Genomic DNA, 26,143 nt, shown 5'->3' with positions numbered 1-26,143 from the left:
TGGGTCCCTCAAGGAGGCCTTCACGGACTGCAGGGGCCGGCGGAGCCGGTCACGCCTCAAGTGTCCACATGGGACAGTGGTCCAGCCGCAAAGAGTGTCCCTGTGGACAGTCGAGGTCGCGATCGGCTCCCGCGGACCGGGTCAGGCCGCGCCGCGAAGGCCCGACCCGAATCGCCACTCACGAACACCCGTCAGCGTGGGCGGCCCGGTACCGCGGCGGTCTCGGTGGGTGCGGCGGGGCCGGCGAGTACCGGCCACCGCGAAGGCAATCCTTGGTGGAAGCCGTTCATGAAGCGCTGCCACATCTCGGCCGGGAGAGTCTTGCCGGTCAGCTTCTGCCCGGCGGCGTCCCGCATCCGGCGCGGCTCGTCCGAGCCGACCCAGACCGCCGTCGAAAGCTGCGGCGTGTACCCGACCGCCCAGGCGCCGGCGTTGTCATCGGTTTCGTTGTACTGGAAGGCGCCGGTCTTCAGCGCGGCCGGTCGATCCTTCAGCCCGGTGGTCAGCACCTGGCTGATCGTGCCCGCGATCCGGCGGCTCAGCGCCTCGTCGCCCTTGAACGCGGGTGCTTTGTCCGACGGGCGTTCCCACACCACTTCGCCGTTCTCGCCCCGGATCTTCGACACCAGATGCGGGGTGGCGCGCATGCCGTCAGCGGCGAAGGTCGCGTAGGCGCCGGCCATGTCGCTGGGACGCAAGGGATACCGGCCGACCGCGATCCCCGGGCCGATCAGGAAGCCGTCCTTCTCGCGCAGGGTCACCGCGCCGTCGACGGCTTCGGGGATCCCCGCCGCGCGGGCGCCGTCCCGGACGGTTTCCGCGCCGAGCTTCTTCGCCAGCTCGACGAACGGGCCTTGCGCGTCCCGTCCGATCGCCTGGCGCAGCGTGCACTTGCCCGCCTCGCCGCACTGGTCCTGGAAAGTGAAGGTCTCGCCGAGGAAGTCGACCTTGCCCGGCGGTTTGAGCGGCTCGTCGACGTTGACGCCGCGTTCGAGACCGGCGGCGAGCGTGAACGGGGTGAAGACCGAGCCGGTGCCGTACGGGGTGCCGGCGTAGTCGTGCACGCTCCAGCCGCCGCCGTTGTAGGCGCGGATGGCGCCGGTCCCGGGTTCGACGGCGACCAGCGAGGCGCGGAAGTGCTCCGGCTGCCCCTGCAACCGCTCCTTGACGACCTTCTCGGCGTCGGCCTGGGCACGCGGATCGATGGTCGTCTCGACCTTCATCGCGCCGCCGCGGAGACGGTCCAGCGGGTAGCCGACCTGTTCCAGCTCGGCGAGCACCTGCTGCTTGAGGTGGTACTGCTCGTAGGTGACTCGTCCGGCGCGGGTCTCCGACGGCGGCTGGATCGCGTCCCCCGGGTAGGTCAGGGTGACTGCTTCGGCCTGGCTGACATAACCCCGCGTGACCAGCTTGTTCATCACGTAGGCCCAGCGTTTCCTGGCGTGCTCGTGGGAGGAGGCGTACGGGTCGTGCACCGACGGCGACTGGATCATGCCGGCGAGGAAGGCGGCCTCGCTCCAGGTCATCGAGTCGTCGAGCTTGCGGCCGAAGTAGGCGTTCATCGCCGAGGCCGGGCCGTAGGTGCCCCGGCCGAACGAGATGATGTTGACGTAACTCTCGAAGATCTCCTTCTTGGTCTGCTGCTGGGTGATCTTCGTGGCGAGCACCAGTTCGGAGAACTTGCGGAGCAGGGTGGCGTCGTCGTTGCCGGTGGACTTCTTGATGTACTGCTGGGTGATCCCCGACCCGCCGCCGACACCGGTCACCAGCGCGCGGCCGACTCCGGTGGGGTCGAAGCCTTCGTTCTCCCAGTAGGTCGGGTCCTCGGTCGCGATGATCGCGTCACGCAGCTTCGCGGGGACGGCGTCGTAGGGCACGAACTGCCGGTCGCCCCCGGTCGGGATCACCTTGAGCAGCTCGGAACCGTCCGCGTTCTGCAAGATGACCGTCTTGTCGAGGTCGGCGAGCACATCCTGCGGACTGCGGACGTCGAGCAGGACGTACGCGACCCCGAACGCGACCACCGGGATGCCGATCAGGAGGCCGAGCGACCAGGCGACGATGCGGCGCCACCTGCGCTTTTTCGGCTTCGGCGCAGGGGTGTCCGTGGGCTCCGACTCGGGTGCGGTCGCGTCATCCGGGTTCTCCACACCGGCTTAGACGCCCGGACGAGTGAAAAGGTTGTGGGAAAATCACCTAATCGTGTCCTCATCTCTCCGCGTTTCGTCCTCTGGATGCGGTAGTTCGTCTCGCCAACTACCGCATCCAGAGGACGAAACGCGAGACGAAGGGATCAGGCGAGGAAGGCGCGAAGCAGCGAAGCGGTGCCTTCGACGTGTTCGGCCATCGCCCGGCGGGCCGCCTCGGAGTCACCCGCGAGGATCGCGTCGACGATGGCCTCGTGCTGGGCGTTGGAGTGCTCCAGGTTCGGCTCCAGCAGCGGGATCATGTCGAGCAGCTGGTTGACCCGCATCCGCGCGTCGGCCATCGCCGTGGTCAGCGAGCCGGACGCGGTGACCTCGGCGATCGCCAGGTGCAGCCGCGAATCCTTGCGCCGGTAGTCGCCGACGTCGGCCGCCGCGGCCTCGGCGAGGGTGCTGGTCAGGTGCTGCCTGTCCGCCGGGCTGAGCGACCGCGACGCCGCCATCTCGGCGGCGCCGGTCTCCAGGACGTGCCGCAGGCCGAGCGCGTCCTCCAGGGTGACGTTGTCGACGTTCCGGCCGTCGGCGGCGGGCGGGTCGGGCAGGACGTCGTTGACGAAGGTGCCGCCGTAGCGCCCGCGCCTCGACTCGACGTAACCGGCGTCGGCCAGCGCGCGGATCGCCTCGCGCAGCGTCACCCGGCTGACCCCGAGCCGCTCGGCCAGCTCGCGTTCGGAGGGCAGCCGCTCTCCCGCGCCCACCACGCCCAGCCGGATCGCCTGGAGCAGCCTTTCGACGGTCTCCTCGAAGGCGTTGCCCGCGCGCACCGGGCGGAACAGCGCGTCACCCGCGTTCGCGACCGTGCTCGACTCCACTCTTCGAGTTTAGGCCGCCCGCGATTCGTCCTCTGGATGCACACACAGGTACCGCATCCAGAGGACTAAATGCAGGCCGTCAGCACTCGATGACGTTGACGGCCAGGCCGCCCCGCGCGGTCTCCTTGTACTTCACGCTCATGTCGGCGCCGGTCTCGCGCATCGTCTTGATCGCCTTGTCCAGCGTCACGACGTGCGAACCGTCGCCGCGCATCGCCATCCGCGCGGCGTGGATCGCCTTCGACGCGCCGACCGCGTTGCGCTCGATGCACGGGATCTGCACCAGCCCGCCGACCGGGTCGCAGGTCAGCCCCAGGTGGTGTTCGACGCCGATCTCGGCGGCGTTCTCCACCTGCGCGGGCGAACCGCCGAGGACCTCGGTGAGCCCGGCGGCGGCCATCGCGCTGGCCGAACCGACCTCGCCCTGGCAGCCGACCTCGGCGCCCGAGATCGAGCCCGTCTGCTTGAGGATCGAGCCGATCGCGCCCGCGGTGAGCATGAACGTCACGATGCCGTCGTCCGACGAGCCCCGGATGAACCGCTGGTAGTAGTGCAGCACCGCCGGGATGATCCCCGCGGCGCCGTTGGTCGGCGCGGTGACGACCCGCCCGCCCGCGGCGTTCTCCTCGTTGACCGCCAGCGCGTACAGGCTCACCCAGTCCATCGCGTACAGCGGATCGCCGACGCCGTCCTCCGCGAGCAGCTTCTCGTGCAACGCCTTCGCGCGCCGCGGCACCTTCAGGCCGCCCGGCAGGACGCCCTCGTGCTCACAGCCGTTGCGCACGCACTCCACCATGACCTGCCAGATCTCCAGCAGCCCCTCGCGGATCTCCTCGCGTGTGCGCCACGCGAGTTCGTTGCGCAGCATGACCTCGCTGATCGACAGCCCGGTGTCTTCGCAGTGCTTCAGCAGATCCGCGCCGGTGCGGAACGGGAACTCCAGTTTCGTCGAGTCCTCGACGACGACGGTGTCGGTCTCATAGGACTCGTCGCGCACGAAGCCGCCGCCGACCGAGTAGTAGGTGCGCTCGCGCAGCACCTTCCCGTCGGCGTCGAACGCGCGGAAGATCATCCCGTTCGGGTGCGCCGGCAACGACTTCCGCCGGTGCATCGTCAGGTCGGTGTCCTCGGTGAACACGATCTCGTGTTCACCGCGCACCTTCAGCAGGCACGACTCCCGGATCTCCGCGATCTTGCCGGGCACCGTGTCGGTGTCGATCTCCTCCGGACGCTCCCCGGACAGCCCGAGCAGCACGGCCTTGTCGCTGCCGTGCCCGAACCCTGTCGCGCCCAGCGAACCGAAAAGCTCGCTCTGGACCCGCGTCGTGGCGGCGAGGTCGCCGTCGGCGGCCAAACCGTCCACAAAGGTCAGGGCGGCGCGCATCGGGCCCACCGTGTGGGAGCTGGAGGGGCCGATGCCGATCGAAAACAGGTCGAAGACGCTGATCGCCATTGATCTGCCCTCCTTCCTATCTGGCCAGCAGGGAGCTGGCTTCTTGGGCCGCGGGCCCTTCGGCGGCGAGATGGGCCAAGTTCTCCGACAGCGCTTCGCCGCGGTGAGCCTTGGTCTGGGCGAAAAGGCGACCGGCCCGATACGACGAGCGTACGAGCGGCCCGGCCATCACACCAGCGAATCCCATCGCTTCGGCGGCCTTCGAGTGCTCGACGAACTCTTCGGGCTTGACCCACCGGTCCACCGGATGGTGCCGCGGCGACGGACGCAGGTACTGGGTGATCGTGAGGATCTCGCAGCCCGCGTCGACCAGATCCTGCATCGCCGGAGCCACCTCCTCCGGCGTCTCACCCATACCGAGGATCAGGTTCGACTTCGTCACCAGACCGGCCTCACGGGCCTTCGTGATGACCTCCAGCGACCGCGCGTACCGGAAACCAGGACGGATCCGCTTGAAAATCCGCGGCACCGTCTCCACATTGTGCGCCAAAACCTCCGGCCGCGAACCGAACACCTCGGCCAGCTGATCCGGGTCGGCGTTGAAGTCCGGGATCAGCAACTCGACACCGGTACCCGGGTTCAGCGCGTGGATCTGGCGGACGGTCTCCGCGTAGAGCCACGCACCACCGTCCTCCAGGTCGTCACGCGCCACACCGGTCACCGTCGAATAGCGCAACCCCATGGCCTGCACTGACTCCGCCACCTTGCGGGGCTCGGTCGTGTCCAGCGCCTCAGGCTTGCCCGTATCGATCTGACAGAAGTCACAACGCCGCGTGCACTGATCCCCACCGATCAGGAAGGTCGCCTCACGGTCTTCCCAGCACTCGTAGATGTTGGGACACCCGGCTTCTTCGCAGACGGTGTGGAGCCCTTCGCGCTTGACCAGGCCCTTCAGCTCGGTGAACTCGGGGCCCATCCGCGCGCGGGTCTTGATCCACGGCGGCTTCTTCTCGATCGGGGTCTGCGCGTTGCGGACTTCCAGCCGGAGAAGTTTGCGCCCCTCGGGGAGCGCGCTCATCGGTTGAGGTCCGCGTACAGCGGGTGCTTCTTGGCCAGCAGCTCGACCCGGGCGGACAGCGACTGGCGCAGGGCCTCGTCGAAGTCCGGGCGCAGCGCCTCGGCGATGATGTCGGCGACCTCGGCGAAGTCCTCGGCACCGAAGCCGCGGGTGGCCAGCGCCGGGGTGCCGATCCGCAGGCCTGAGGTGATCATCGGCGGGCGCGGGTCGAACGGGACGGCGTTGCGGTTGACCGTGATACCGACCGAGTGCAGCCGGTCCTCGGCCTGCTGACCGTCCAAAGTGGAGTTGACCAGGTCGACGAGCACCAGGTGCACGTCGGTGCCGCCGGTCAGCACGCGGACGCCCGCTTCGGAGCAGTCCGTGCGCGAAAGGCGGTCGGCCAGGATCTTCGCGCCTTCGAGCACACGCTGCTGACGCTCGCGGAACTCCTCGCTCGCGGCGATCTTGAGCGCGACGGCCTTGGCGGCGATGACGTGCTCCAGCGGACCGCCCTGCTGGCCGGGGAACACCGCCGAGTTGATCTTCTTGGCGAGCTCCTGACGGGACAGGATGATGCCGCCGCGCGGGCCGCCGAGGGTCTTGTGCGTGGTCGTGGTCACGATGTCGGCGTACGGCACCGGGCTCGGGTGCAGCCCGGCGGCGACGAGACCGGCGAAGTGCGCCATGTCGACCATGACCTTCGCGCCGACCTCGTCAGCGATGCGGCGGAACTCGGCGAAGTCGAGCTGACGAGGGTACGCCGACCAGCCGGCGATGATCAGCTTCGGCTTGTGCTCCTTGGCGAGGCGCTCGATCTCCTCGACGTCGACGATCCCGGTCTCCTTGTCGACGTGGTACGCGACGACGTTGTAGAGCTTGCCGGAGAAGTTGATCTTCATCCCGTGGGTCAGGTGACCGCCGTGGGCGAGGTCGAGACCGAGGATGGTGTCACCGGGGTTGAGCACCGCGACCATGGCGGCGGCGTTGGCCTGCGCGCCCGAGTGCGGCTGGACGTTGGCGTGCTCGGCGCCGAACAGGGCCTTCGCGCGGTCGATCGCCAGCTGCTCGATGACGTCGACGTGCTCGCAACCGCCGTAGTAGCGGCGGCCGGGGTAGCCCTCGGCGTATTTGTTGGTCAGCACCGAACCCTGCGCTTCGAGCACGCCCACCGGGGCGAAGTTCTCCGAGGCGATCATCTCCAGGGTCGACTGCTGCCGGTCGAGTTCGGCCGCGACGGCGGTGGCGACCTCGGGGTCCACGTCGGACAGGGCGGCGTTGAACATCTCAGTTCTCCTGGGTGAGGACGGCGTACGCCTGGGCGTCGAGCAGGGCGGGCACGTCGCCGGACAGACGCACCTTCAGGAGCCATCCTTCGGCGTACGGGTCCGAGTTGATGAGCTCGGGGGTGTCCGTTGTGGCCTCGTTCACCTCGACGACCTCGCCGTCCACAGGTGCGTACAGCTCGCTGACCGACTTGGTCGACTCGACCTCGCCGAACACTTCGCCCGCGGTGACGGTGTCGCCGACCGAGGGGAGCTGGACGAACACGATGTCACCGAGCGACTCGGCGGCGAAGGCGGTGATGCCCACGGTGGCGACGCCGTCGACGACGTTCAGCCACTCGTGTTCCTTCGTGTACTTCAGTTCCTGGGGGATGCTCATGGTCGTTCAAGGGCCTTTCAGGCGCGGGAGTAGAAGGGCAGGGCGACGACCTCGACGGGCTCGATCCGGCCCCGGATGTCGACGGAAAGCTCGGTGCCGGGCTCGGAGTGCTCCCGGTCCACATAGGCCATGGCGATCGGGTAGCCCAGGGTCGGCGACAGGGCACCGCTGGTGACCTCGCCGATCTCGGTCTCGCCGGACAGGACGGTGTAGCCGTGGCGCGGCGCGCGGCGGCCGGCGCCCTTGAGCCCGACACGAACCCGGGGAACGTCCTTCTTGGACAGCTCTTCGAGCGCGGCCTTGCCGACGAAGTCGTTCGGCTTCTCGAACTTGACGACGCGGCCGAGACCGGCCTCGAACGGGCTCAGCTGGAGGCTGAGCTCGTTGCCGTACAACGGCATTCCGGCTTCGAGGCGCAGCGTGTCGCGGCAGGCGAGACCGGCCGGGAGCAGGCCGTGCGGCTCGCCGGCCTCGGTGAGGATGCGCCAGACGGCGGGGGCCTCACCGGCCGGGACGTACAGCTCGAAGCCGTCTTCGCCGGTGTAGCCGGTGCGGGCGAGCAGGACGTCGTGACCCTTCACGACGGCCGGGACGCTCGCGTAGTACTTGAGCGCGCCCAGGTCGGCGTCGGTGACGGCGCCCAGGATCTCGACGGCCTTCGGGCCCTGGACGGCGATCAGCGCGACGTCCTCGGACTTGTTGTCGACGACGGCGTCGAACCCGGAGACCCGCTCGGCCAGCGCCTCCGCGACCACGGCGGCGTTGCCCGCGTTGGCCACGACCAGGAACTTCTCGTCTTCGAGGCGGTAGACGACCAGGTCGTCCAGCACGCCGCCGTTCTCGTCGCAGATCATCGTGTAGCGCGCCCGGCCCGGCTTGACCCCGGACAGGTTGCCGACCAGCGCGAAGTCGAGGGTGTCGGCGGCCTGCGGGCCGGTCACCTCGATCTCGGCCATGTGGGACAGGTCGAACAGGCCCGCGGTCTCGCGGACCGCTTTGTGCTCCGCCAGCTCGCTGCTGTAGCGGATCGGCATAGACCAGCCCGCGAAGTCGGTGAACAACGCACCCAGTCCTTTGTGGACTCCGTGCAGGGACGTCTCTTTCGACATCAAGTGCCTCAGTTCTCGTAGGCGTTGAGCGGCGGGCAGGAGCAGACGAGGTTACGGTCCCCGCGGGCGCCGTCGATGCGACGCACCGGGGGCCAGTACTTGGCCTTGCGGTTCACTCCGGCGGGGTACACGGCCAGTTCGCGGTCATACGGCAGGTCCCAGTCGCCGACCAGGGTTTCCGCGGTGTGCGGGGCGTTGCGCAGCGGGCTGTTGTCCGCTGCCCACTTGCCCTTCGCGACGGCGTCGATCTCCGCGCGGATGGCGATCATCGCCGCGATGAAGCGGTCGATCTCGCCGAGGTCCTCGGATTCGGTCGGCTCGACCATCAGCGTGCCCGCGACCGGGAACGACATTGTCGGGGCGTGGAAACCGTAGTCGATCAGGCGCTTCGCGACGTCGTCGACGCTGACGCCGGTCTCCTTGGTGAGCCCGCGCAGGTCGAGGATGCACTCGTGCGCGACCAGGCCGTCCTGGCCGGTGTAGAGCACCGGGTAGTGCTGGTTGAGGCGCTTGGCCACATAGTTCGCCGCGAGGACGGCGACCTGGGTCGCGGCGGTGAGCCCGCCGGCGCCCATCATGCGGACGTACGCCCAGGAGATCGGCAGGATCGACGCCGAGCCGTACGGGGCGGCGCTGATCGGGCCGACACCCGTTTCGGGGCCGGCCTTCTCCAGCAGCGGGTGGTTCGGCAGGTACGGCGCGAGGTGCGCGCGGACCGCGACCGGGCCGACGCCGGGGCCGCCGCCACCGTGCGGGATGCAGAAGGTCTTGTGCAGGTTCAGGTGCGAGACGTCGCCGCCGAACTCGCCCGGCTTGGCCAGGCCAAGCAGCGCGTTGAGGTTCGCGCCGTCGACGTAGACCTGGCCGCCCGCGTCGTGGACGATCTTGGCCAGCTCGTCGATGCCGTGCTCGTAAACACCGTGCGTGGACGGGTACGTCACCATGATCGCGGACAGGGTGTCGCGGTTGGCGTCGACCTTGGCGCGCAGGTCTTCGAGGTCGACGTTGCCTTCGGCGGTGCACTTGACCACGACGACGCGCATCCCGGCCATGATCGCGGAGGCGGCGTTCGTGCCGTGCGCGGACGACGGGATCAGGCAGACCTCACGCTCGGCCTGACCGTTGGCGCGGTGGTACGCGCGGATCGCGAGCAGGCCGGCGAGCTCGCCCTGGCTGCCCGCGTTCGGCTGAAGCGACACCTTGTCGTAGCCGGTGACCTCGGCCAGCCAGCCAGCCAGCTGCTCGACCAGCACGTGGTAGCCCTCGGCCTGGTCGGCGGGGGCGAACGGGTGGATGCCCGCGAACTCGCGCCAGCTGATCGGCTCCATCTCGGTGGTGGCGTTGAGCTTCATCGTGCAGGAGCCGAGCGGGATCATGCCGCGGTCGAGCGCGTAGTCGAGGTCCGAAAGGCTCCGCAGGTAGCGCAGCATCGCGGTCTCGGAGCGGTGCGAGTGGAAGACCTCGTGGGTGAGGTAGTCGCTCTGGCGGCCGAGGCCGGTGGGCAGCGCCTGGGTGCCTTCGGCCTGGTTCTCGACGCCGAACGCGTTGAGGACCTTGGCGATGATCGCGGGCGTGGTGACCTCGTCGACGGCGATGCGGACGTGGTCGGCGTCGACCGGGCCGAGGTTGATCCCGTTCTCGCGCGCGACCGCGACGACCGCTTCGGCCTGGCCGGGCATACGGGCGAGGACGGTGTCGAAGAAGCCCTCGTGGACGACCTCGACACCGCCGGTGCGCAGCGCGTCGGCCAGCCCGGCGGCGAGCTCGTGGACGCGGGTCGCGATGCGCTTGAGGCCGTCCGGACCGTGGTAGACCGCGTACATCGCGGCGAGCACGGCGGGCAGGACCTGCGCGGTGCAGATGTTGGAGGTCGCCTTCTCGCGGCGGATGTGCTGCTCGCGGGTCTGGAGGGCGAGGCGGTACGCGGGGTTGCCGTCGGCGTCGACCGAGACCCCGACGAGGCGGCCCGGCAGCGAGCGCTCGAGCCCGGCGCGGACCGCCATGTACCCGGCGTGCGGCCCGCCGTAACCGAGCGGGACGCCGAAACGCTGGGTCGAGCCGGCGGCGATGTCGGCGCCGAACTCACCCGGCGCGGTGATCAGCGTGAGGGCGAGCAGGTCGGCGGCGACGGTGTACAGCGCGCCGGCGGCCTTCGCTGTCTCGGAGATGGCGGAGTAGAAGCCCGCGCCGCGCAGCACGCCGGAAGCGCCCGGGTACTGGACGACGACGCCGAAGAACTCCTCCGGCAGGCCGGTGAGCAGGTCGCGGACCTCGACCTCGACGCCCATGGCCTCGGCGCGGGTGCGCACGACGGCGATGGTCTGCGGCAGGCACTCGGCGTCGAGGACGACCTTGTTGGACTTCGCCTTCGACGCGCGGCGCATCAGCATGACGGCCTCGGCGACGGCGGTGGACTCGTCGAGCAGGGAGGCGTTCGCGGTGGCGAGACCGGCCAGCTCGGAGACCATGGTCTGGAAGTTGAGGAGGGCTTCGAGACGGCCCTGCGAGATCTCCGGCTGATACGGCGTGTACGCCGTGTACCAGGCCGGGTTCTCCAGCACGTTGCGGCGGATGACCGCCGGGGTGACCGTGTCGTGGAAGCCGAGGCCGATCATCTGCGTCATCGGCTTGTTGAGCGCGGCGAGCGCGCGAAGCTCGGCGATGGCGTCCTCTTCGGACGCGGCGGGAGGAAGTTCGAGGTCACGCGTGACGCGGATCGCGGACGGCACCGCGGCCTGCACCAGGGCGTCGAGACTGCCGTAACCGACCTCGGCGAGCATCTTGGCCTGCTCGGACTCCGAGGGGCCGATGTGCCGGTCGTCGAAGGACGTACTGGTCAAGGGAGCTCCTTTACTCAGGCGCCGGATAGACCGGTGCGCTGGGAACTCCCCCTCTGTCATGGCACCTGAGAGTTTCACCGCCCGTGGACAGGACGGCTTTCACCTTGGGTGAGGCGCACTTGCGCGCCTGCTTTCCAGAGTGGCCTCGCGGAAGCGGTAGTGGGTACCTGAGAGATTCCGGGGAGTTTGCTCCTTCGGTGCCCCACCACGTTCGTGGGGGCTCTCCCGCTCCAGCTCGACGGCCCGATCTGCAGTTGTGCGCACACCGTACCTGGCGTGTTCAGCGCAAGTCTACTTGTAGCCGGGCACGTCACTTGTCCCGCTCGCGCGGACACTCGACGTGCCCGGCGGGACTCGCGTGATCGAAGCCGGAACTCGCGTGACTGAAGCCGTGACTCGCGTGTTGGAAGCCGTGACTCGCTTGATTGAAGGCGTGACTCGCGTGATTGGAGGCGGAACTCGTGAGTCACGGCTCTGATCACGAGTTCCGGGTCCAAGCACGCGAGTCACGGGCCTGATCACGCGAGTTACGGGCTTGAGCACGCGAGTTACGCGTTCTCCATCATCATCTCGGCGGTGATGGTGCCGCAGAGCTCGGCGCAGCGCATCATCATGTCGGCGGCCTCGGCCAGTTCGGGGTCGCCGGTCCTGGCGCACTCCTGGGCGCACATGCGCATCATCTGGGAGGCCAGGCCGCACGTCTTCGCGCACATGCGCATCATTTCGAGGTCGGCGATCATGGCCGAGCAGCGCATCATCATGTCGGCGCTCATGCGGGACATGTCGCCGCAGGTCACCATCATCATCCCGAGCTTGGCGCCGCCGACCTCCATGCAGCGCGTCATCATCTCCTCGCACCTGACGTGGCACTCGTTGCACAGGTCGATGCAGTCGCGCATGGCGGTGCTCATCTGCCGGGTCATTCTCGGGGCCTCCTCGGTGGTCCTGGATGCTTCGCGCTCTCAGGACTACAGCGCAGGTCAGCGGGCCGCCATCCCGGCCACCGGGACGAGTGACGGCTCGCCCGCAAGTCCCCGCAAGCAGAGACCCGGGCACGGGCTGAAAGGAGCCTTCACCGCGTGAGACGAGAGGAAAGCGTCTTTCGGACCCCGGGGCCGAGTACGGCGGCCACCCCAGTCCGTGAAGGCCTCCTTCCCTACCTTGAGAGTAGTGAAGGAGGCCTTCACCGACAGAGCGCTCGCCCCAACTACCTCAACGTCACCAAGCGCCACAGCGTTGCCGCGTGAAGGCCCCTTTTCCTCGGCTGAGCCGAGTGAAGGGGGGCCTTCACGTACTCGAAGCCGCCCCAGGCCACATCGGTGCTGGTCCGTGAAGGCCTCCTTGAGGGACTCTGGGTCCCTCAAGGAGGCCTTCACGGACTTCGCGACCAGGCAAAACGCATTCAGAGGACGAAATGCGACGGGGGTCAGAGGGGGGTGACGTAGGCGCCCGAGATGCCGCCGTCCACCAGGAACTGCGAAGCGGTGATGAACGAGGCGTCGTCGCTGGCCAGGAAGGCGACGGCGCCCGCGATCTCCTCCGGCTCCGCGAACCGCCCGACCGGCACGTGCACCAGCCGCCGCGCGGCCCGCTCGGGGTCCTTCGCGAACAGTTCCTTCAGCAGCGGCGTGTTCACCGGACCCGGGCACAGCGCGTTGACCCGGATGTTCTCCCGCGCGAACTGCACGCCCAGCTCACGGCTCATCGCCAGCACCCCGCCCTTGGACGCGGTGTAGGAGATCTGCGACGTCGCCGCGCCCATCACCGCGACGAACGACGCCGTGTTGATGATCGAGCCCTTCCCCTGGCGTCGCATATGCGGCAGCACCGCCTTGCAGCACAGGTACACCGAGGTCAGGTTGACCTTCTGCACCTTCTCCCAGGCGTCGATGCCGGTGGTGAGGATCGAGTCGTCCTCGGGCGGGGAGATGCCGGCGTTGTTGAACGCCACGTCGACCGAGCCGAAGGTGTCCACAGTGGTCTGGAACAGGGCTTCGACCTGGTCGGCGTCGGTGACGTCGGCCTGCACGAACAAGCCGCCGACCTCGTCGGCCGCCGCCTTGCCCGCCTCGGCGGAGATGTCGCCGATGACGACCTTCGCGCCTTCACTCGCCAGTCGCCGAGCGGTGGCGAGACCGATGCCGCTGCTGCCGCCGGTGATGACCGCGACACGGCCTTCGAAACGCTGCACCATTTAATCCTCCGTGCTGATAAAGACGTTTTTGGTCTCGGTGAAGGCGTCGACAGCGTCCGGCCCGAGCTCGCGGCCCAGCCCGGACTGCTTGAACCCGCCGAACGGCGTCCAGTACCGGACGGACGAGTGCGAGTTCACCGAAAGGTTCCCCGCTTCGACGCCGCGCGCGACGCGGAAGGCGCGGCCGACGTCGCGGGTCCAGATCGAGCCGGACAGGCCGTACTCGGTCTGGTTGGCCATGGTGACGGCGTCCGTCTCGTCGGCGAACGGGACCACCGCGACGACCGGGCCGAAGATCTCGTCCGAGGCCAGCGGATGCCGCAGGTCCGGCGGGGTGACGACGGTCGGCGCGAACCAGTATCCGGGGCCGACGGGCGCGTTGCCCCGGAAGGCGACCGGCGCGGAGTCGTCCACATAGGACGACACCTTCGCGTGGTGGCCCGCCGAGATCAGCGGGCCCATCTCGGTCACCTCCAGCCGCGGATCCCCGACGACGACGCCGTTCACCGCGGGTTCCAGCAGCTCCATGAACTTCTCGTACACATTCGACTGGACCAGGATCAGCGACCGCGCGCAGCAGTCCTGCCCGGCGTTGTCGAACACGCCGTACGGCGCGGTGGCCGCGGCCTTCTCCAGGTCGGCGTCGGCGAAGACGATGTTCGCGTTCTTGCCGCCGAGTTCCAGGGTCACCCGCTTCACCTGCGCGGCGCAGCCCGCCATGATCTGCTTGCCGACCTCGGTGGAGCCGGTGAAGACCACCTTCCGCACCGCCGGGTGGTCCACGAACCGTTGTCCCACCACGGATCCCTTGCCCGGAAGCACCTGGAAGACGCCCGAAGGGATCCCGGCCTCGCGGGCGAGCTCGCCGAGCCGGATCGCGGTCAGCGGGGTGAGTTCGGCGGGTTTGAGCACGACGGTGTTCCCGGCGGCGAGCGCGGGCGCGAACCCCCAGCCCGCGATGGGCATCGGGAAGTTCCACGGCACGATCACGCCGACCACGCCGAGCGGCTCGTGGAACGTCATGTTCACGCCACCAGGGACCGGGATCTGCTTGCCGCTCAATCGCTCGGGTGACGCCGAGTAGTACGTCAGCACGTCGCGGACGTTGCCCGCCTCCCAGCGCGCGTTGCCGATCGTGTGCCCCGCGTTGACGACCTCCAGCTGGGCGAGGTTCTCGATGTCGGCGTCGACGGCGTCGGCGAACCGGCGCAGCAGCCGCGCCCGGTCGCCGGGAGCCACCGCGCGCCAGGCGGGGAACGCCGCGTGCGCGCGGGCGATCGCCGCGTCGGTCTCCTCGGCCGAGGTCAGCCCGACCGACCTCACCACCTCCTCGGTGGCGGGGTTGATCACCTCGAACGTGGTCATCCGTTCTCCTTCGCAGCTTTAACCAGCGCTTCGAAAAGCCTGATGTCGTCGGGATTCTGTTCGGGGTGCCATTGGACGCCGAGTACGAAGCGGTCGCCGGGCAGTTCGGCCGCCTCGATGGTCCCGTCGGCGGCCCAGCCCGTCGCGACCAGCCCGTCGCCGAGCCTGTCGATGGCCTGATGGTGGTAACACGGCACCTTGGTCTCGGTGCCGAGGATCGACGCCACCCGGCTGCCCTCGGCAAGGGTCACCGTAGTGGTGCCGAAGGTCGCGGGCGCGGGCTGGTGATCGGCACTGTCCAAAGTGTCCGGCAGGTGCTGGGCGAGTGTCCCGCCGAACGCGACACTGAGCACCTGAAGTCCCCGGCACACCCCGAGCACCGGTTTGCGGGCGGACAAAGCGGACCGCAGCAGCCCGAACTCGAACGCGTCCCGGTTCGGCCTCGTGTACGTCGTCGCGTGCTGCTCCTGGCCGTAGCGCGCCGGGTCGACGTCGGCGCCGCCGACCAGCACGAGACCGTCCACGGCGGACACCAGCCGATCGTGCGCGCCGCTCACCGGCGGCAGCAGGACCGGGACCCCGCCCGCCGCGACGATCCCGTCGACGTAGACACGGTGGAGCAGCGCCACTTCGGTCTCCCACACCAGGAACTTCGCGGGCTCCAGATAAGAGGTGAGCCCGATCAGTGGTTCAGAGCCGTTCGAAGCCACGGATCCTCTCCCAGTCGGTGACGGCGGCGTCGTACGCGGTGAGCTCGACCTTCGCCGCGTTCAGGTAGTGGTCGACGACCTCGTCCCCGAACGCTGTCCTGGCGAGTTCGCTCCGGTCCAGCAAGGCCGCGGACTCGCGCAAGGTCGTCGGCACGGTCGGTTTGTCCGAGCCGTAGGCGTTGCCGTGGAACTCCGGCTCCAGCTTCAGCTCGTTCTCGATGCCGTGCAACCCTGCCGCGATCAGCGCGGCCACCGCGAGATACGGGTTCACGTCGCCGCCGGGGACGCGGTTCTCGGTGCGCAGCGAGTCCCCGTGCCCGACGACGCGCAGCGCGCACGTGCGGTTGTCGGTGCCCCACGCGACGGCCGTCGGCGCGAAGCTCCCGGGGACGAAACGCTTGTAGGAGTTGATGTTCGGCGCGAAGAAATAGGTCAGCTCGCGCAGCCCGGCGAGCTGCCCGGCGAGGAAGTGCTCCATCAGCGGGGAGAACCCGCCGGGACCGTCACCGGCCAGGACGGGCTCGCCCGCGGCCGAGCGCAGGCTGATGTGGATGTGGCAGGAGTTGCCCTCGCGTTCGTTGTACTTCGCCATGAACGTGAGGCTCTTGCCCTCCTGCGCGGCGATCTCCTTGGACCCGGTCTTGTAGACGCTGTGGTTGTCGCAGGTGGTCAGGGCGTCGGCGTAGCGGAACGCGATCTCGTGCTGGCCGGGGTTGCATTCGCCCTTGGCCGACTCGACGTACAGCCCCGCGCCGCCCATGTCGTTGCGGATCCGGCGCAGCAGCGGCTCGATCCGCGAGGTGCCGAGCATCGAATAGTCGACGTTGTACTGGTTGGCCGGACGCAGGTCCTGGTACCGCTTGTCCCAGGCCGACTCGAAGGTGTCGTCGAAGACGATGAACTCCAGCTCGGTGCCGACGAAGGCGGCGAGACCGCGCTCGGCCAGCCTGTCGAGCTGTCCGCGAAGGATCTGGCGGGGCGAAGGGGCGACGGCTCCGCCCTGCACCCGTTCGAGGTCGGCGAGGACGAGCGCGGTGCCCTCCTGCCACGGGAGCAGGCGCAGCGTGTCGAAGTCCGGGCGCATGACGAAGTCGCCGTAACCAGTTTCCCAGGACGACATCGCGTAGCCGTCCACGGTGTTCATGTCGACATCGACGGCGAGCAGGTAGTTGCACGCTTCGGTGGCGTGCTCGACGACCTCGTTGAGGAAGTATTCGGCGGCGCAGCGCTTGCCCTGCAGCCTGCCCTGCATGTCGGTGATCGCCACCAGCACCGTGTCGACGGTGCCGTCCTCGACCAGTTCCCGGAGCCGATCCAGCGTGAGCATCCCGCGCCTGTTCGCCATCAGCCTCACCTAAAGGTTCGAAGCGGTACCTTTGCGGGTTCTTCCTACCGGGTCAGCCGGACGCGGTCAACTCGGCTAATGGTCTGATTCGTTACCCATTTCGGACCGTAGCCGGTCCCTGGGCGGATTGTCTGTGATGCCCGGCTGAGAAGATGCTGTGAATCCCGCCGCATCGGGAGGAGATCCGCGCATCCGGGACGTTGTACGGATCAAGAGAGGGGAGAAGGAATGACACAGGCATTCACGCAGCAGACCACGTTCACCGAGCCCCAGGGGCGGGCTCAGCTCCCGACGCTGCCCAGCGGGTGGCCGATCGGCTCCTACGAGTCGTACTCCGAAGCGCAGCGTGCGGTCGACCACCTCGCGGGAACGGACTTCCCGATCACCGACGTCACCATCGTCGGTGTCGAACCGATCCTCGTCGAGCGGATCGCCGGACGCATGGGCTGGAGCAAGGTGCTCACCAGCTCGGCACTGTCGGGCGCGATGTTCGGTGTGTTCCTCGGCCTCGTGCTGAGCCTGCTGAACCCGGGCGCCGGACTGGTGCCGATCCTCGTCGGCCTCGTCGGCGGTATCGGGTTCAACCTGCTGTTCGGCGCGCTGGGATATGCGTCGTCGAAGAACAAGCGCGGGTTCATCTCGCAGAGCCAGCTGGTCGCCCGGCGCTACGACGTCCTGGCCCAGCCGCGCAACGCCGAGAAGGGCCGCGCCCTGCTGGCCGACCTGGCCGCCAGGAGCGCGTTCAACCACTGAGCCTCACCCCGCGCGAGCCGGCACCTCTTCGGGAGGTGCCGGCTCGCGGCTTTCACGGGGTCAGGCGGTGCAGGTCACGCGGGAAAAGCGTCGCCTGCCGGACGTTCGGCAGCCCGAGCAGCCGGGCCGTCCACCGTTCGAGACCGAGCGCGAACCCGCCGTGCGGCGGCATCCCGTGCGCGAACACGGCCAGGTAGTCCCGGTACGGCTCGGCGGACTCCCCGCGAGCGGCCAGCGCGGCGACGTAGTCCGCGTGCCGGTGCAGCCGCTGGCCCCCGGTCACCAGCTCCAGCCCGCGGAAGAGCAGGTCGAAACTGTTGGAGTACTCGGGCCGCTCCGGGTCCGGATGCGTGTAGAACGGCCGCTTCGCCATCGGATAGCCGGTGACGAACAGGAATTCCGAGCCGTGTTCGCGCCGCGCCCAGTCCGAAAGCAGCCGCTCGTGCGCGGGCGCGAGGTCGGGCTCACCGCGCGGGTCCTCGCCGGACAGCCGCGCGATCAGCTCCTGCGCCGCCGCGAAGTGGATCTCCGGGATTTCCTCCGGCACCACCACTTCCGCCGAAGGGACGGCGGCGGCCATACCCGCGATCGCTTCCCTCAGGACCGCCATCACGTCGTGGTGGTCGTCGATGAAGCCGAGTTCGGCATCGAGGCTGGTGTACTGCGCGAGATGCCGCGCGGTGTCGTGCGGTTCGGCGCGGAACACCGGGCCGATCTCGTAGACCCGCTCGAACACCCCGGTCAGCGCTTGCTTGTAGAACTGCGGGGACTGCGCCAGGAAGGCCCGCTTCCCGAAGTAGTCGATGCCGAAGACGTTCGCGCCGGATTCGGTGGCCGACGAGACGATCTTGGGCGTCTGGGTTTCGGTGAATCCGAGGCCGTCGAGCGCCGACCGGAACCCGGCGACGCTCGCCGCCGCGACCGTGAACGCCTCCTTCAGCCGCGGATGCCGCAGCGCGACGGCGGCGTTGTCCAGCACCGTGGGCAAAGTGGCCTGCACCGTGGGCCGGTAGAGGTCGAACGGCGGCGGCTCGGCGGGTTCGGACAGCAGCCCGACCGACGGCCCGGTGAGTTCCAGGCCGCCCGGCGCCTGCGGATTGACGGTGACGAGGCCTTCGACCTCGACCACGGTCTCCTCCGGCGGGCCACCGGGTTCGGTGAGAACGACCTGGGCGAGCCCGGTTCGGTCCCGGATCACCAGGAAGGTGACGGATTTCAAGCGGCGCCGGCGATGCACCCAGCCGGCGACGCGGACATGGCCGCCGACGTGCCGGGGCAGGTCGGCGACGAGGACACGCGAGATCATCACAACTCCTGTACGGATATGCGCGACCCCTTGGGAGTGCGGGCGAGAAGGGAACTCGCGGTACCACCGCACTTTCGCCGCCGCCCTGGACGAGCGGCGGCCTCGAAGGCCCGGTGACGAGGGCCGGACGGCGGGGCATGGGGCGCGGACGCCGTTCCTCCCCGCACTCGGGAGGGTCTTCACCGAAGGGCGCGAGGCCGCTTTCCCAGCTACCGGCGGCTCTCTGGGTCTCGCGTGCTCCCTTGGCTACTCGTCTCCGTCGACGCGTTGCCGGGAAGGCTACGTCCTCCGGCGCCGTTCCCGCATCCGGAATTCGGCGCGCGCCAGCCCTCGCCGTCCGGCGATGCCGAGTTTCGTGTAGATCCGCCGGAGGTGGTTCTCGACCGCTTTCGGGGTGACGAACAGTTCCTGGGCGATCTCGCGGTTCGCACGACCGGACGCCGCCAGATCCGCGACCCGCCGCTCGCTCGCCGTCAGCGACGACGGATCGGCGAGGGCCGTCCGCCGGGGCCGGTCCCCCAAGGCTTCCAGCGCCGCGGCGGCGCGGGTGCGCAGCACGGCCGAGCCGCATTCGGCGGCCAGTTCGATCCCGCGGTTGAGCGGGGCGCGCGCGTCCGTGCCCCGCGTCGCCTCGCCGAGGTCGACCAGCGAACGCGCGAGATGCAGCCGGGCGGGCGACCGTTCCAGTACCCCGACCGACTCGGTCAGCAGGTCCAGCCGCCGGTCGCCGTCGGCGTGCGCGAGCAACCGCAGCGCCGCGCCGATCTCCGTCGTGGTCCCCCACTTCCGCGCGATGATCACCTGCTCCTCGGCCAGCTGCAGCGCGTGGTCCGACTCGCCGAGCTGCAGCGCGGCGCGCACCGCCGGGACCCGCCACGGAATGGTCGGCGGGTCGACGCCGACGGCGCGCATCTCGTCGCGCTGCAAGAACGCCTGTGTCCTGGCGAGCACGGGATTCCCGACGGCGAGCGCGATCAGCGCGCGGGGTTCGTGCAGCCACATCGTCGGCATCATGCTCGGGCCGTCGCCGTGATCGCCGTCGAACCGCGCCAGCACCTCGGCGGCGCCTTCGAGATCGCCCCGTTCCAAGGCGGCGTAGGAGAGGAAATGCGTCGCCGTCGCCCGCATCGCGATCACCTGCGGCGACGGCTCTTCGGCGCCGATGGCGGCGAGCGCCCCCTCGGCTTCGGCCTCCATGACGCTCAAATCGCCGAGCCGCCAGTCGAGGAACAGCGCCGCGTTGGCGACCATCGCGAACTCGACGGGCGAGCCGTGCTCCCGTACCCGTTGCCGCGCGCGTTCGATCTCCCATCCGGCTTCGTCGATCCCGTCGGCGGAGATCAGCGCGAGCATCGCGACCACCCAGCCGACCATCACGTCGATGCTCCCGGTGGCGTCTTCGAAGTAGGCGCCGTTGGCCAGCGCGCGGCTGGCGGTCGCGGCGACCTCGTCCGCGGGCCGGACCTCGTAGCGCCCCATCTGCGCGAGCAGGCCGAGCAGGGTGCGCTCGTCGGGGGTGCCGCCGCTCAAGCTCGCGTACGCGCTGAGGTGGTCGGAGGCCGTCCGCCGATGGTGCGGCAGGAACGAGCGGATCACCGCGAGCCGTGCCTCCAGATGCATCCGGCCGGGATCGCGCGGGCCGCCGGGCCGGGCGGCGATCGCCTCGCGGAGTTCGGTGACGGCGGCTTCGGGCCCGTCGACGACCGTCGTGGCCGACGCGGCGGCCGCGACGAGTTCGGCGTCGGGAACCCCGTCCGCGGCCACCAGGAGCTGTCGCCGCGCTTCGACGGCCTCGCCCGTGCGGAGCAGCGCGTGGCCGAGTTCGGCCCGCAACGCGGCGTCGTCCGGACTCTCCTCGACGGCCCGGCGCAGATGCGCGGCGGCCGTTCTCGGGTCACCCGCCGAAAGCAGCGAGGCCGCGGCCTCGCGCAGGATCCCGGCCGAGCCGGGGAGGGTGCCTCTCGGCGCCTGCGCGAGATGAGCGGCGACCCGGTCGGCCGGGGCTTTCGCCGCGCACAACGCCTTCGCGGCGCCACCGTGCAGCGCCGCACGGGCGATCGGCCCCAGGCCGGTGAGAACCGCCTCCCGCACGACGGGATGCACGAAGACGAGTTGGTCGCCGTCGGTGGTCAGCACGTGGGCCGAGATCAGCGCTTCGGCGGCGGCCGAAAGCCCGGCGACGTCCAGCTTCGCCAAGGCTCCGGCCTGCCACGGATCGCCGCCGGTACCCAGGATCGCGATCGCCCCGGCGAGCGAGACGGCGTCGTCGGGCAGCCTGCCCAGCACCGTGCGGAAAACCGCGCTGGGGCCCAGTTTTTCGATCTCGGTCGCGGTCGCGCCGGTGTCCAGCGGCAGTCCGAGCGCGTCGAGTTCGTCGACGAGAACCCTGGCCAGAAAAGGATTTCCGCCGCTGGCCTCGTGCAGCGAAGTGACCACGGCCCAGGCCGGGAGCACCCCGCGGGCGGCCATGAGTTCGGCGAGCGCTTCGGGCGAAAGCGCCTTCGGCAGCACGCGTTCCGCTTGTCGCGAGAGGCTCAGCAGGACCAGCGGCCCGGTGTTCCCGGTGGGCGGGCGGGTGGCCACGACGAGCACGATCGGCAGATCGGCGATCCGGCGGGAGAGGTAGACGAGGAATCGCAGCGACGACGGGTCCGCCCAATGCGCGTCGTCGACCGTCATCAGCAACGGCCGGACCGAGGAGAAGTCGACCGCGACCCACCACAACGCGTGCAGTGTCCTGGCCAGTTCGGCTTCGCTCGGATCGCCGGCCGCGACGTCGAGCGCCCGGAGCGCGGCGACGGCCGGACCGCCGAGATTTTCCCTGTCGTGGCGGGAAATCGAAGGCTCGACCAGCTGACGGACGACGCCCCAGGCCATCGCTCCTTCGAGCGCGTCACCGAAAGCGCGCACCCTGCCGAACCCACGGCCTTTCGCCAGCGCGTGGGTCTCTTGGAGCAACCGGGTCTTGCCGATCCCGGCCCGGCCTTCGATGACCACAACCCGGCCCTCGCCCGCCGTGGCGGAATCGAGTGCCGCTTCGATCCTCCCGAGTTCGCGCTCGCGTTCGAGAGTCGGCTCGTCGCGGTGACGCATTCGAAAAGAGTAGCGGCCATGACCTGGACCGATAATGCTCCGCCAGGTCACAAAAGGGAAATGCCGCGAAAGCCACTTTCTCGATCCCCGATGTCTTCGAAAGTGACTTTCGCAGCTATCCCCCGAATCGGGCGAAGGCGGCCCCCGACGTCCGCCCCCGCCCGGACCACCTAGCGCGTCGGCTGGGTGGAGCCCGACGGCGGCGTCACGGAAGACGGCGGCGCCTGGGGTGTCGCGGAAGGCGGCACCGGGGCGCCCTTCGGGATCGCCGCGCTGAACGGGATGTCGGCCCTTTCCTCGCAGTAGCCGCGGGAACCGTTGTAGCCGTTGCGACTTCCCTGACCGTCCTCGACACCTCGCTCGACGAGCGGGCGCGGATAGCGGTTGTCGTCGCCAACCCGCCGCTTCTCGCCCGTACTCTTCTCGCAGGCGTACCTGGTCGTGCTGAGCGGACGGCCGTTTTCGTCGTAGAGATAGATCTCCGTCAGCGGCTTGCCTTCGGCGTCGAACGCGTAGATGTTCTCCACGTCCTGGCTGCCGTACATCAACTGCGGGTTGCCGTAGTTGTCGTTGTAGTTCGGCGTGTAGCCACTGTTGTAGGAACTGCCGCCGTAGGACCGTTTCGCGATCAGGTCGACGGCCGCGCCCGCCCCGCCGAGCATGCTGCCGATGACGAACGCCGAGATCGGCACGGCCAGCCACAGCAGCCGCCGGTCGGTCTTCAGCTTCGGTCCCGCCCAGACCACCGCGACGGCCGCCAGCAACATCAACGGCAGCAACAGGACCGCCTCGGTGTCCCGAAGCATGAGCAGCAGGCCGAACACCACCAGCACCGCCGCGCACAGCACCCACCACGCGGGCTTGAGCGCCCGGAAGTAGGTCAGTCCCTTGCCGTTCCTGTTGCTCTGGAACGACTTGACGATCTCGCGGAGCTTGACCACCTCGGGCAGTTCGGTGATCGGGGCGACGCCCCGGCGGACCACGTAGGCGACGCTGATGGCGAGTACGGGAGCGATGAAAAGCAGGCCCAGCAACGGTTCCACCCGGACCCACACCGCGGCCGCGAAACCGAACAGCGCGAACCCGCCCATGGAGAACACCAGTCCCCAGAACGCGAACCGCGCTCCGCCGATCCCGGTCTTCACCTTCAGGAGAGAAGTCTTGTCGCCCGAATCGGCTGGGCGCGGCGGATAGCCACCGGACGCGCGCAATTCGGCGGCGTAGCCTTCGGGGCTGCCCAGCCGCTCGATCAAGGCGTCGACCTTGGGATTGTCCCCCAGTTCCGCCTCCATTTCGGCGAGATGGGGCCGGACGTCTTCGAGGATCTCCTCGACTTCGCTCTCGGGCAGGTCGGCGAGCGCGCTCCTGACCCTCGCCAGATACACCCGCACGGCGGTCGGATTCTGCGTGCTCATGCTGCCTCTCCCAACAGGCTGTTCATTGTCGTGGCGAAAGTCCGCCAGGTCTGCCCCGACTCTTCGAGGCGCTGACGACCCGGCTCGTTGAGGCTGTAGTACTTGCGGTGCGGGCCTTCTTCGCTCGGCACCACGTACGACGTCAGCAGGCCGGCCTTGTACAGCCGCCGGAGCGTCCCGTACACCGAAGCGTCGCCGACCTCCTGCAACCCCGCGACCCGGAGTCTTCGGAGCACGTCATAGCCGTAGCCGTCCTCCCCGCGAAGCACCGCGAGAACGGCGAGGTCCAGCACGCCTTTAAGTAGCTGACTGATCTCCACAGTCGCGTCCCTCCCAGTCTTACGCAACAGAAGGTACCACGCATTGCACAGTAGTGCGCACGGCGGAAGCCACTTGCGCCCGACCGGTGGTTCGTGGGTTACTTAGTCCAGTAATGAACCACCGCACCCGGGGAGGGTGCACGACGACTGGGAACGGAGGTGTCGTGCTCGACGAAGGAACGCCCCTGTTCGTGCAGATCGCCGAACAGATCGCCGACGACATCGCCGAGGGAAGCCTGGCCGAGGGGGAACGCGTGCCGTCAACCAACGAACTCGCCGCCTTCTACCGGATCAATCCGGCGACGGCGGCCAAGGGAATCAACGTGCTCGCCGACGACGGCCTGCTCGAAAAACGGCGCGGTATCGGCATGTTCGTCGCCGGTGGCGCGCGGCAGAAGCTGCTCACCGACCGGCGGCAGCGGTTCGCCGAGCAGTACCTCGACCCGATGCTCATCGAAGCGAGGCGCCTCGGCATCGACGACGAAACCCTGATCTCGCTCATCCGCGGGAACGGACACCGGAACGGAGGACCCGCCGCATGACGCCGACCATTTCGACCACCGGCCTGACCCGGCGCTACGGCGACCACCTCGCGCTCGGCGAAGTCTCGGTCGACATCCAAGAAGGCAAGATCACCGGCCTGCTGGGCCGCAACGGCGCGGGCAAGAGCACCTTCCTGCGCATCATCACCGCGCAGGAGTTCGCCAGCGCGGGCTCGGTCCGCGTGTTCGGGGAGAACCCGGTGGAGAACGAGCGGGTGCTGCGGCGCCTGGTGCTGGTCCGCGAGGACCAGCAGTTCCCCGACTTCAAGGTCCGCCACGCCCTCGCGGCGGCGTCGTGGTTCTACCCGAACTGGGACGCCGAACTCGCCGACACGCTGCTCCGCGACTTCGATCTGCCGCTGAAGCGCCCTGTCAAGAAGCTCTCGCGAGGGATGCGCTCGGCGCTGTCGATCACGATCGGGCTGGCGGCACGAGCGGAGCTCACGCTGCTCGACGAGCCGTACGCGGGCCTCGACGCCGTCGCGCGGCAACTGTTCTACGACCGGTTGCTCGACGACTATTCGGCACACCCGCGCACGGTGCTGCTTTCCACGCACCTGATCGACGAAGTGGCCGATCTGCTGGAGCACGTCGTGATGATCGACAAGGGCCGCGTCGTGCTCGACGCGGCCGCCGACGACCTGCGCGGCTCGGCCGCCACGGTCAGCGGGCCAGCCATCGCCGTGGACGACTTCGTTTCCGGACGCCGGGTGCTGCACCGCCGGAAGATCGGTTCGCGGGCTTCGGTCACCGTCGCCGACGCTCTCGACGCGGCGGCGAAGGCGCGGGCACAGGCCCTGCACCTGAAGCTCGAACCGTTGTCGCTGCAGCAATTGATGGTGCACACCTCCAACGGACAGACCGCAGAGGAGGCGTCCGCATGAACACCTTGGTCAATGTCGCGCGTTATCACCTGGTGGACCGGCTCCAGTACCTGGTTCTCCCGATCGGCGTCACGCTCTTCGCCTTCGGGGTGAACCTGGCGATCTTCTCGCTGCTTCCCGACAAACCCGAGGAGAACTACTCCGGCGGCCTGTTCACGTTGTTCGTGTTCATGCTCGTCTGCGGTGCCATGAGCATGACGAAGTCGCTGCCGTTCGGGCTGGCGCTCGGTGTGTCGAGGCGGTCGTACTACCTGGGCACGGTCCTGCTGGTCGCCGGGCTCTCCGCGCTGTACGCGGCGGGGATCACCGTGTTCCAGGCGATCGAGGAGGCGACCGGCGGCTGGGGGCTCGGTCTCAACTACTTCCGGGTGCCCTGGCTGCTCGACGGTCCCTGGTACCTGACGCTGCTCACGGCGTTCGTGTTCCTGACGCTGATGTTCCTCTACGGCATGTGGTACGGCCTGATCTACCGGCGCGCTTCGGTGCTGGGCGTGGTCCTGTTCGCCGCCGCGCAGGTCCTGGTGCTGCTGGGGGTGGGGCTGGTGCTCACCTGGACCGATTCGTGGTCGAAGCTCGGCACGTTCTTCAGCTCGCTGACCGTCGGCGGCCTGACCGGGGCGCTCGCGATCCTGGTCTGTGTCGCCGGTGCCGGCGGGTTCGCCACGATGCGCCGCGTCACGGTCTGAAATCCCTTCGCACCGAGGAGTTCCGTGATGGCCGTGGTTTCCGTCGTGCTTTCCGTCCTGCTGGCCGCGATCTTCGCCGTACTGGGGGTGGCGAAGGTCCTGCGTCAGCCGTCGTTGATCTCCCGGACCGAGAGGCTCGGCTTCTCGGTCCGGGAGATCCAGGGGATCGGCGCTCTCGAAATCGCCGGGGCGGCGGGCCTGGTGGCGGGTTTCTTCTGGCTCCCGCTGGGGATCGCCGCGGCGATCGGCCTGACGGCGTTGCTGATCGGGGCGGCGATCGCCCACGTGCGGGCGGGTGACGGGGCCAAGGACGTCGTCCCGCCGGTCTGGCTCGCGCTGATCGCGGCGGCGGCCGCCGTCACCGGGGTCTTCGCCGCCTAGCGAGCGGTGTCGCGTCGCAAGTCGCGTGCACTTGCGGGAAAGACACGGTGCCGTGCTCGATCATTTGCC

The 26,143-nt window shown here is 69.0% G+C and carries 22 protein-coding genes and 1 riboswitch; of the genes, 5 read left to right on the top strand and 17 right to left on the bottom strand.

Features of this window, described 5'->3' with window-relative positions:
- Window positions 1–191: 191 nt before the first annotated feature.
- The 13 genes from CFP71_RS06550 to CFP71_RS06490 all read right to left on the bottom strand — a co-directional run bounded on the left by CFP71_RS06550 (window position 192) and on the right by CFP71_RS06490 (window position 16,694).
- Window positions 192–2,150, bottom strand: a complete 1,959-nt coding sequence (locus tag CFP71_RS06550) for a transglycosylase domain-containing protein (RefSeq protein ID WP_093932925.1) — start codon at window positions 2,148–2,150, stop codon at window positions 192–194.
- Window positions 2,151–2,293: 143 nt separating this feature from the next.
- Window positions 2,294–3,016, bottom strand: a complete 723-nt coding sequence (locus CFP71_RS06545) for a FadR/GntR family transcriptional regulator (RefSeq protein ID WP_093932924.1) — start codon at window positions 3,014–3,016, stop codon at window positions 2,294–2,296.
- Between the two features lie 79 nt (window positions 3,017–3,095).
- The gene (locus tag CFP71_RS06540) at window positions 3,096–4,469 is read right to left on the bottom strand and encodes an L-serine ammonia-lyase (protein ID WP_093932923.1); all 1,374 of its coding nucleotides are present in this window, start codon (window positions 4,467–4,469) and stop codon (window positions 3,096–3,098) included.
- A 16-nt stretch (window positions 4,470–4,485) separates the two neighbouring features.
- Window positions 4,486–5,487 carry a lipoyl synthase gene (gene lipA, locus CFP71_RS06535; RefSeq protein WP_093932922.1) on the bottom strand — a complete coding sequence of 334 codons (1,002 nt, stop codon included), beginning with the start codon at window positions 5,485–5,487 and terminating at the stop codon, window positions 4,486–4,488.
- A complete protein-coding gene (glyA, locus tag CFP71_RS06530) occupies window positions 5,484–6,752 on the bottom strand; it encodes a serine hydroxymethyltransferase (protein ID WP_093932921.1) in 1,269 nt (422 codons plus the stop codon). Before glyA ends, lipA begins: the two co-directional genes overlap by 4 nt.
- A 1-nt stretch (window position 6,753) precedes the next feature.
- Window positions 6,754–7,131, bottom strand: a complete 378-nt coding sequence (gcvH, locus tag CFP71_RS06525) for a glycine cleavage system protein GcvH (protein ID WP_020630726.1) — start codon at window positions 7,129–7,131, stop codon at window positions 6,754–6,756.
- A 17-nt stretch (window positions 7,132–7,148) separates the two neighbouring features.
- Window positions 7,149–8,240 (bottom strand): glycine cleavage system aminomethyltransferase GcvT, encoded by a 1,092-nt coding sequence (gcvT, locus tag CFP71_RS06520; RefSeq protein WP_093932920.1) that lies wholly within the window; start codon window positions 8,238–8,240, stop codon window positions 7,149–7,151.
- An 8-nt stretch (window positions 8,241–8,248) separates the two neighbouring features.
- Window positions 8,249–11,080: an aminomethyl-transferring glycine dehydrogenase gene (gene gcvP / locus CFP71_RS06515; protein ID WP_093932919.1), complete on the bottom strand. Its 2,832-nt coding sequence runs from the start codon at window positions 11,078–11,080 to the stop codon at window positions 8,249–8,251.
- A gap of 43 nt (window positions 11,081–11,123) precedes the next feature.
- Window positions 11,124–11,228, bottom strand: a riboswitch (glycine riboswitch).
- A gap of 400 nt (window positions 11,229–11,628) precedes the next feature.
- On the bottom strand, window positions 11,629–12,003 hold the full coding sequence (locus CFP71_RS06510) for a four-helix bundle copper-binding protein (protein WP_005160450.1): 375 nt from the start codon (window positions 12,001–12,003) through the stop codon (window positions 11,629–11,631).
- A gap of 503 nt (window positions 12,004–12,506) precedes the next feature.
- Entirely contained in the window at window positions 12,507–13,274 is a 768-nt protein-coding gene (locus CFP71_RS06505; protein WP_093932918.1) for a 3-oxoacyl-ACP reductase, read from the bottom strand.
- Window positions 13,275–14,639: an aldehyde dehydrogenase family protein gene (locus tag CFP71_RS06500; protein ID WP_093932917.1), complete on the bottom strand. Its 1,365-nt coding sequence runs from the start codon at window positions 14,637–14,639 to the stop codon at window positions 13,275–13,277. It abuts the gene before it with no gap.
- Window positions 14,636–15,349, bottom strand: coding sequence for a gamma-glutamyl-gamma-aminobutyrate hydrolase family protein (locus CFP71_RS06495; RefSeq protein WP_093932916.1), 714 nt, complete (start codon window positions 15,347–15,349; stop codon window positions 14,636–14,638). The genes CFP71_RS06500 and CFP71_RS06495 overlap by 4 nt, the downstream gene beginning before the upstream one ends.
- Complete coding sequence (locus CFP71_RS06490) at window positions 15,330–16,694, bottom strand: glutamine synthetase family protein (protein WP_208635895.1); 1,365 nt, start codon at window positions 16,692–16,694, stop codon at window positions 15,330–15,332. The genes CFP71_RS06495 and CFP71_RS06490 overlap by 20 nt, the downstream gene beginning before the upstream one ends.
- Window positions 16,695–16,922: 228 nt before the next feature.
- Here CFP71_RS06490 and CFP71_RS06485 point away from each other — a divergent pair, with 228 nt between their 5' ends.
- Window positions 16,923–17,447, top strand: a complete 525-nt coding sequence (locus CFP71_RS06485) for a YflT domain-containing protein (RefSeq protein ID WP_093932914.1) — start codon at window positions 16,923–16,925, stop codon at window positions 17,445–17,447.
- 52 nt (window positions 17,448–17,499) lie between these two features.
- On the opposite strand, the gene aspS is transcribed toward CFP71_RS06485, so the two are convergent.
- The 4 genes from aspS to CFP71_RS06465 all read right to left on the bottom strand — a co-directional run bounded on the left by aspS (window position 17,500) and on the right by CFP71_RS06465 (window position 23,581).
- Entirely contained in the window at window positions 17,500–18,753 is a 1,254-nt protein-coding gene (gene aspS, locus CFP71_RS06480) for an aspartate--tRNA(Asn) ligase (RefSeq protein ID WP_167406017.1), read from the bottom strand.
- 279 nt (window positions 18,754–19,032) lie between these two features.
- Window positions 19,033–21,846, bottom strand: coding sequence for an ATP-binding protein (locus tag CFP71_RS06475; protein WP_093932912.1), 2,814 nt, complete (start codon window positions 21,844–21,846; stop codon window positions 19,033–19,035).
- Between the two features lie 170 nt (window positions 21,847–22,016).
- Window positions 22,017–23,261: a DUF1700 domain-containing protein gene (locus tag CFP71_RS06470; protein WP_093932911.1), complete on the bottom strand. Its 1,245-nt coding sequence runs from the start codon at window positions 23,259–23,261 to the stop codon at window positions 22,017–22,019.
- A complete protein-coding gene (locus tag CFP71_RS06465; protein WP_005160429.1) occupies window positions 23,258–23,581 on the bottom strand; it encodes a PadR family transcriptional regulator in 324 nt (107 codons plus the stop codon). Before CFP71_RS06465 ends, CFP71_RS06470 begins: the two co-directional genes overlap by 4 nt.
- Window positions 23,582–23,745: 164 nt before the next feature.
- Between CFP71_RS06465 and CFP71_RS06460 the strand changes: the two genes are divergently transcribed.
- Genes CFP71_RS06460 through CFP71_RS06445 form a run of 4 tightly spaced genes read left to right on the top strand, consistent with a single transcriptional unit; the run spans window position 23,746 to window position 26,074 of the window.
- Window positions 23,746–24,123: a GntR family transcriptional regulator gene (locus tag CFP71_RS06460; protein WP_005160428.1), complete on the top strand. Its 378-nt coding sequence runs from the start codon at window positions 23,746–23,748 to the stop codon at window positions 24,121–24,123.
- Window positions 24,120–25,007 (top strand): ABC transporter ATP-binding protein, encoded by an 888-nt coding sequence (locus CFP71_RS06455; protein WP_093932910.1) that lies wholly within the window; start codon window positions 24,120–24,122, stop codon window positions 25,005–25,007. Before CFP71_RS06460 ends, CFP71_RS06455 begins: the two co-directional genes overlap by 4 nt.
- A complete protein-coding gene (locus CFP71_RS06450; protein ID WP_093932909.1) occupies window positions 25,004–25,693 on the top strand; it encodes an ABC transporter permease in 690 nt (229 codons plus the stop codon). Before CFP71_RS06455 ends, CFP71_RS06450 begins: the two co-directional genes overlap by 4 nt.
- 27 nt (window positions 25,694–25,720) lie before the next feature.
- A complete protein-coding gene (locus CFP71_RS06445) occupies window positions 25,721–26,074 on the top strand; it encodes a DoxX family protein (protein ID WP_093932908.1) in 354 nt (117 codons plus the stop codon).
- Window positions 26,075–26,143: the final 69 nt, after the last annotated feature.

Source organism: Amycolatopsis thailandensis (assembly GCF_002234405.1).
GTDB lineage: Bacteria > Actinomycetota > Actinomycetes > Mycobacteriales > Pseudonocardiaceae > Amycolatopsis > Amycolatopsis thailandensis.
Note: the sequence above shows the minus strand (reverse complement) of the source record. Positions and strands in the feature narration are given on the sequence as shown.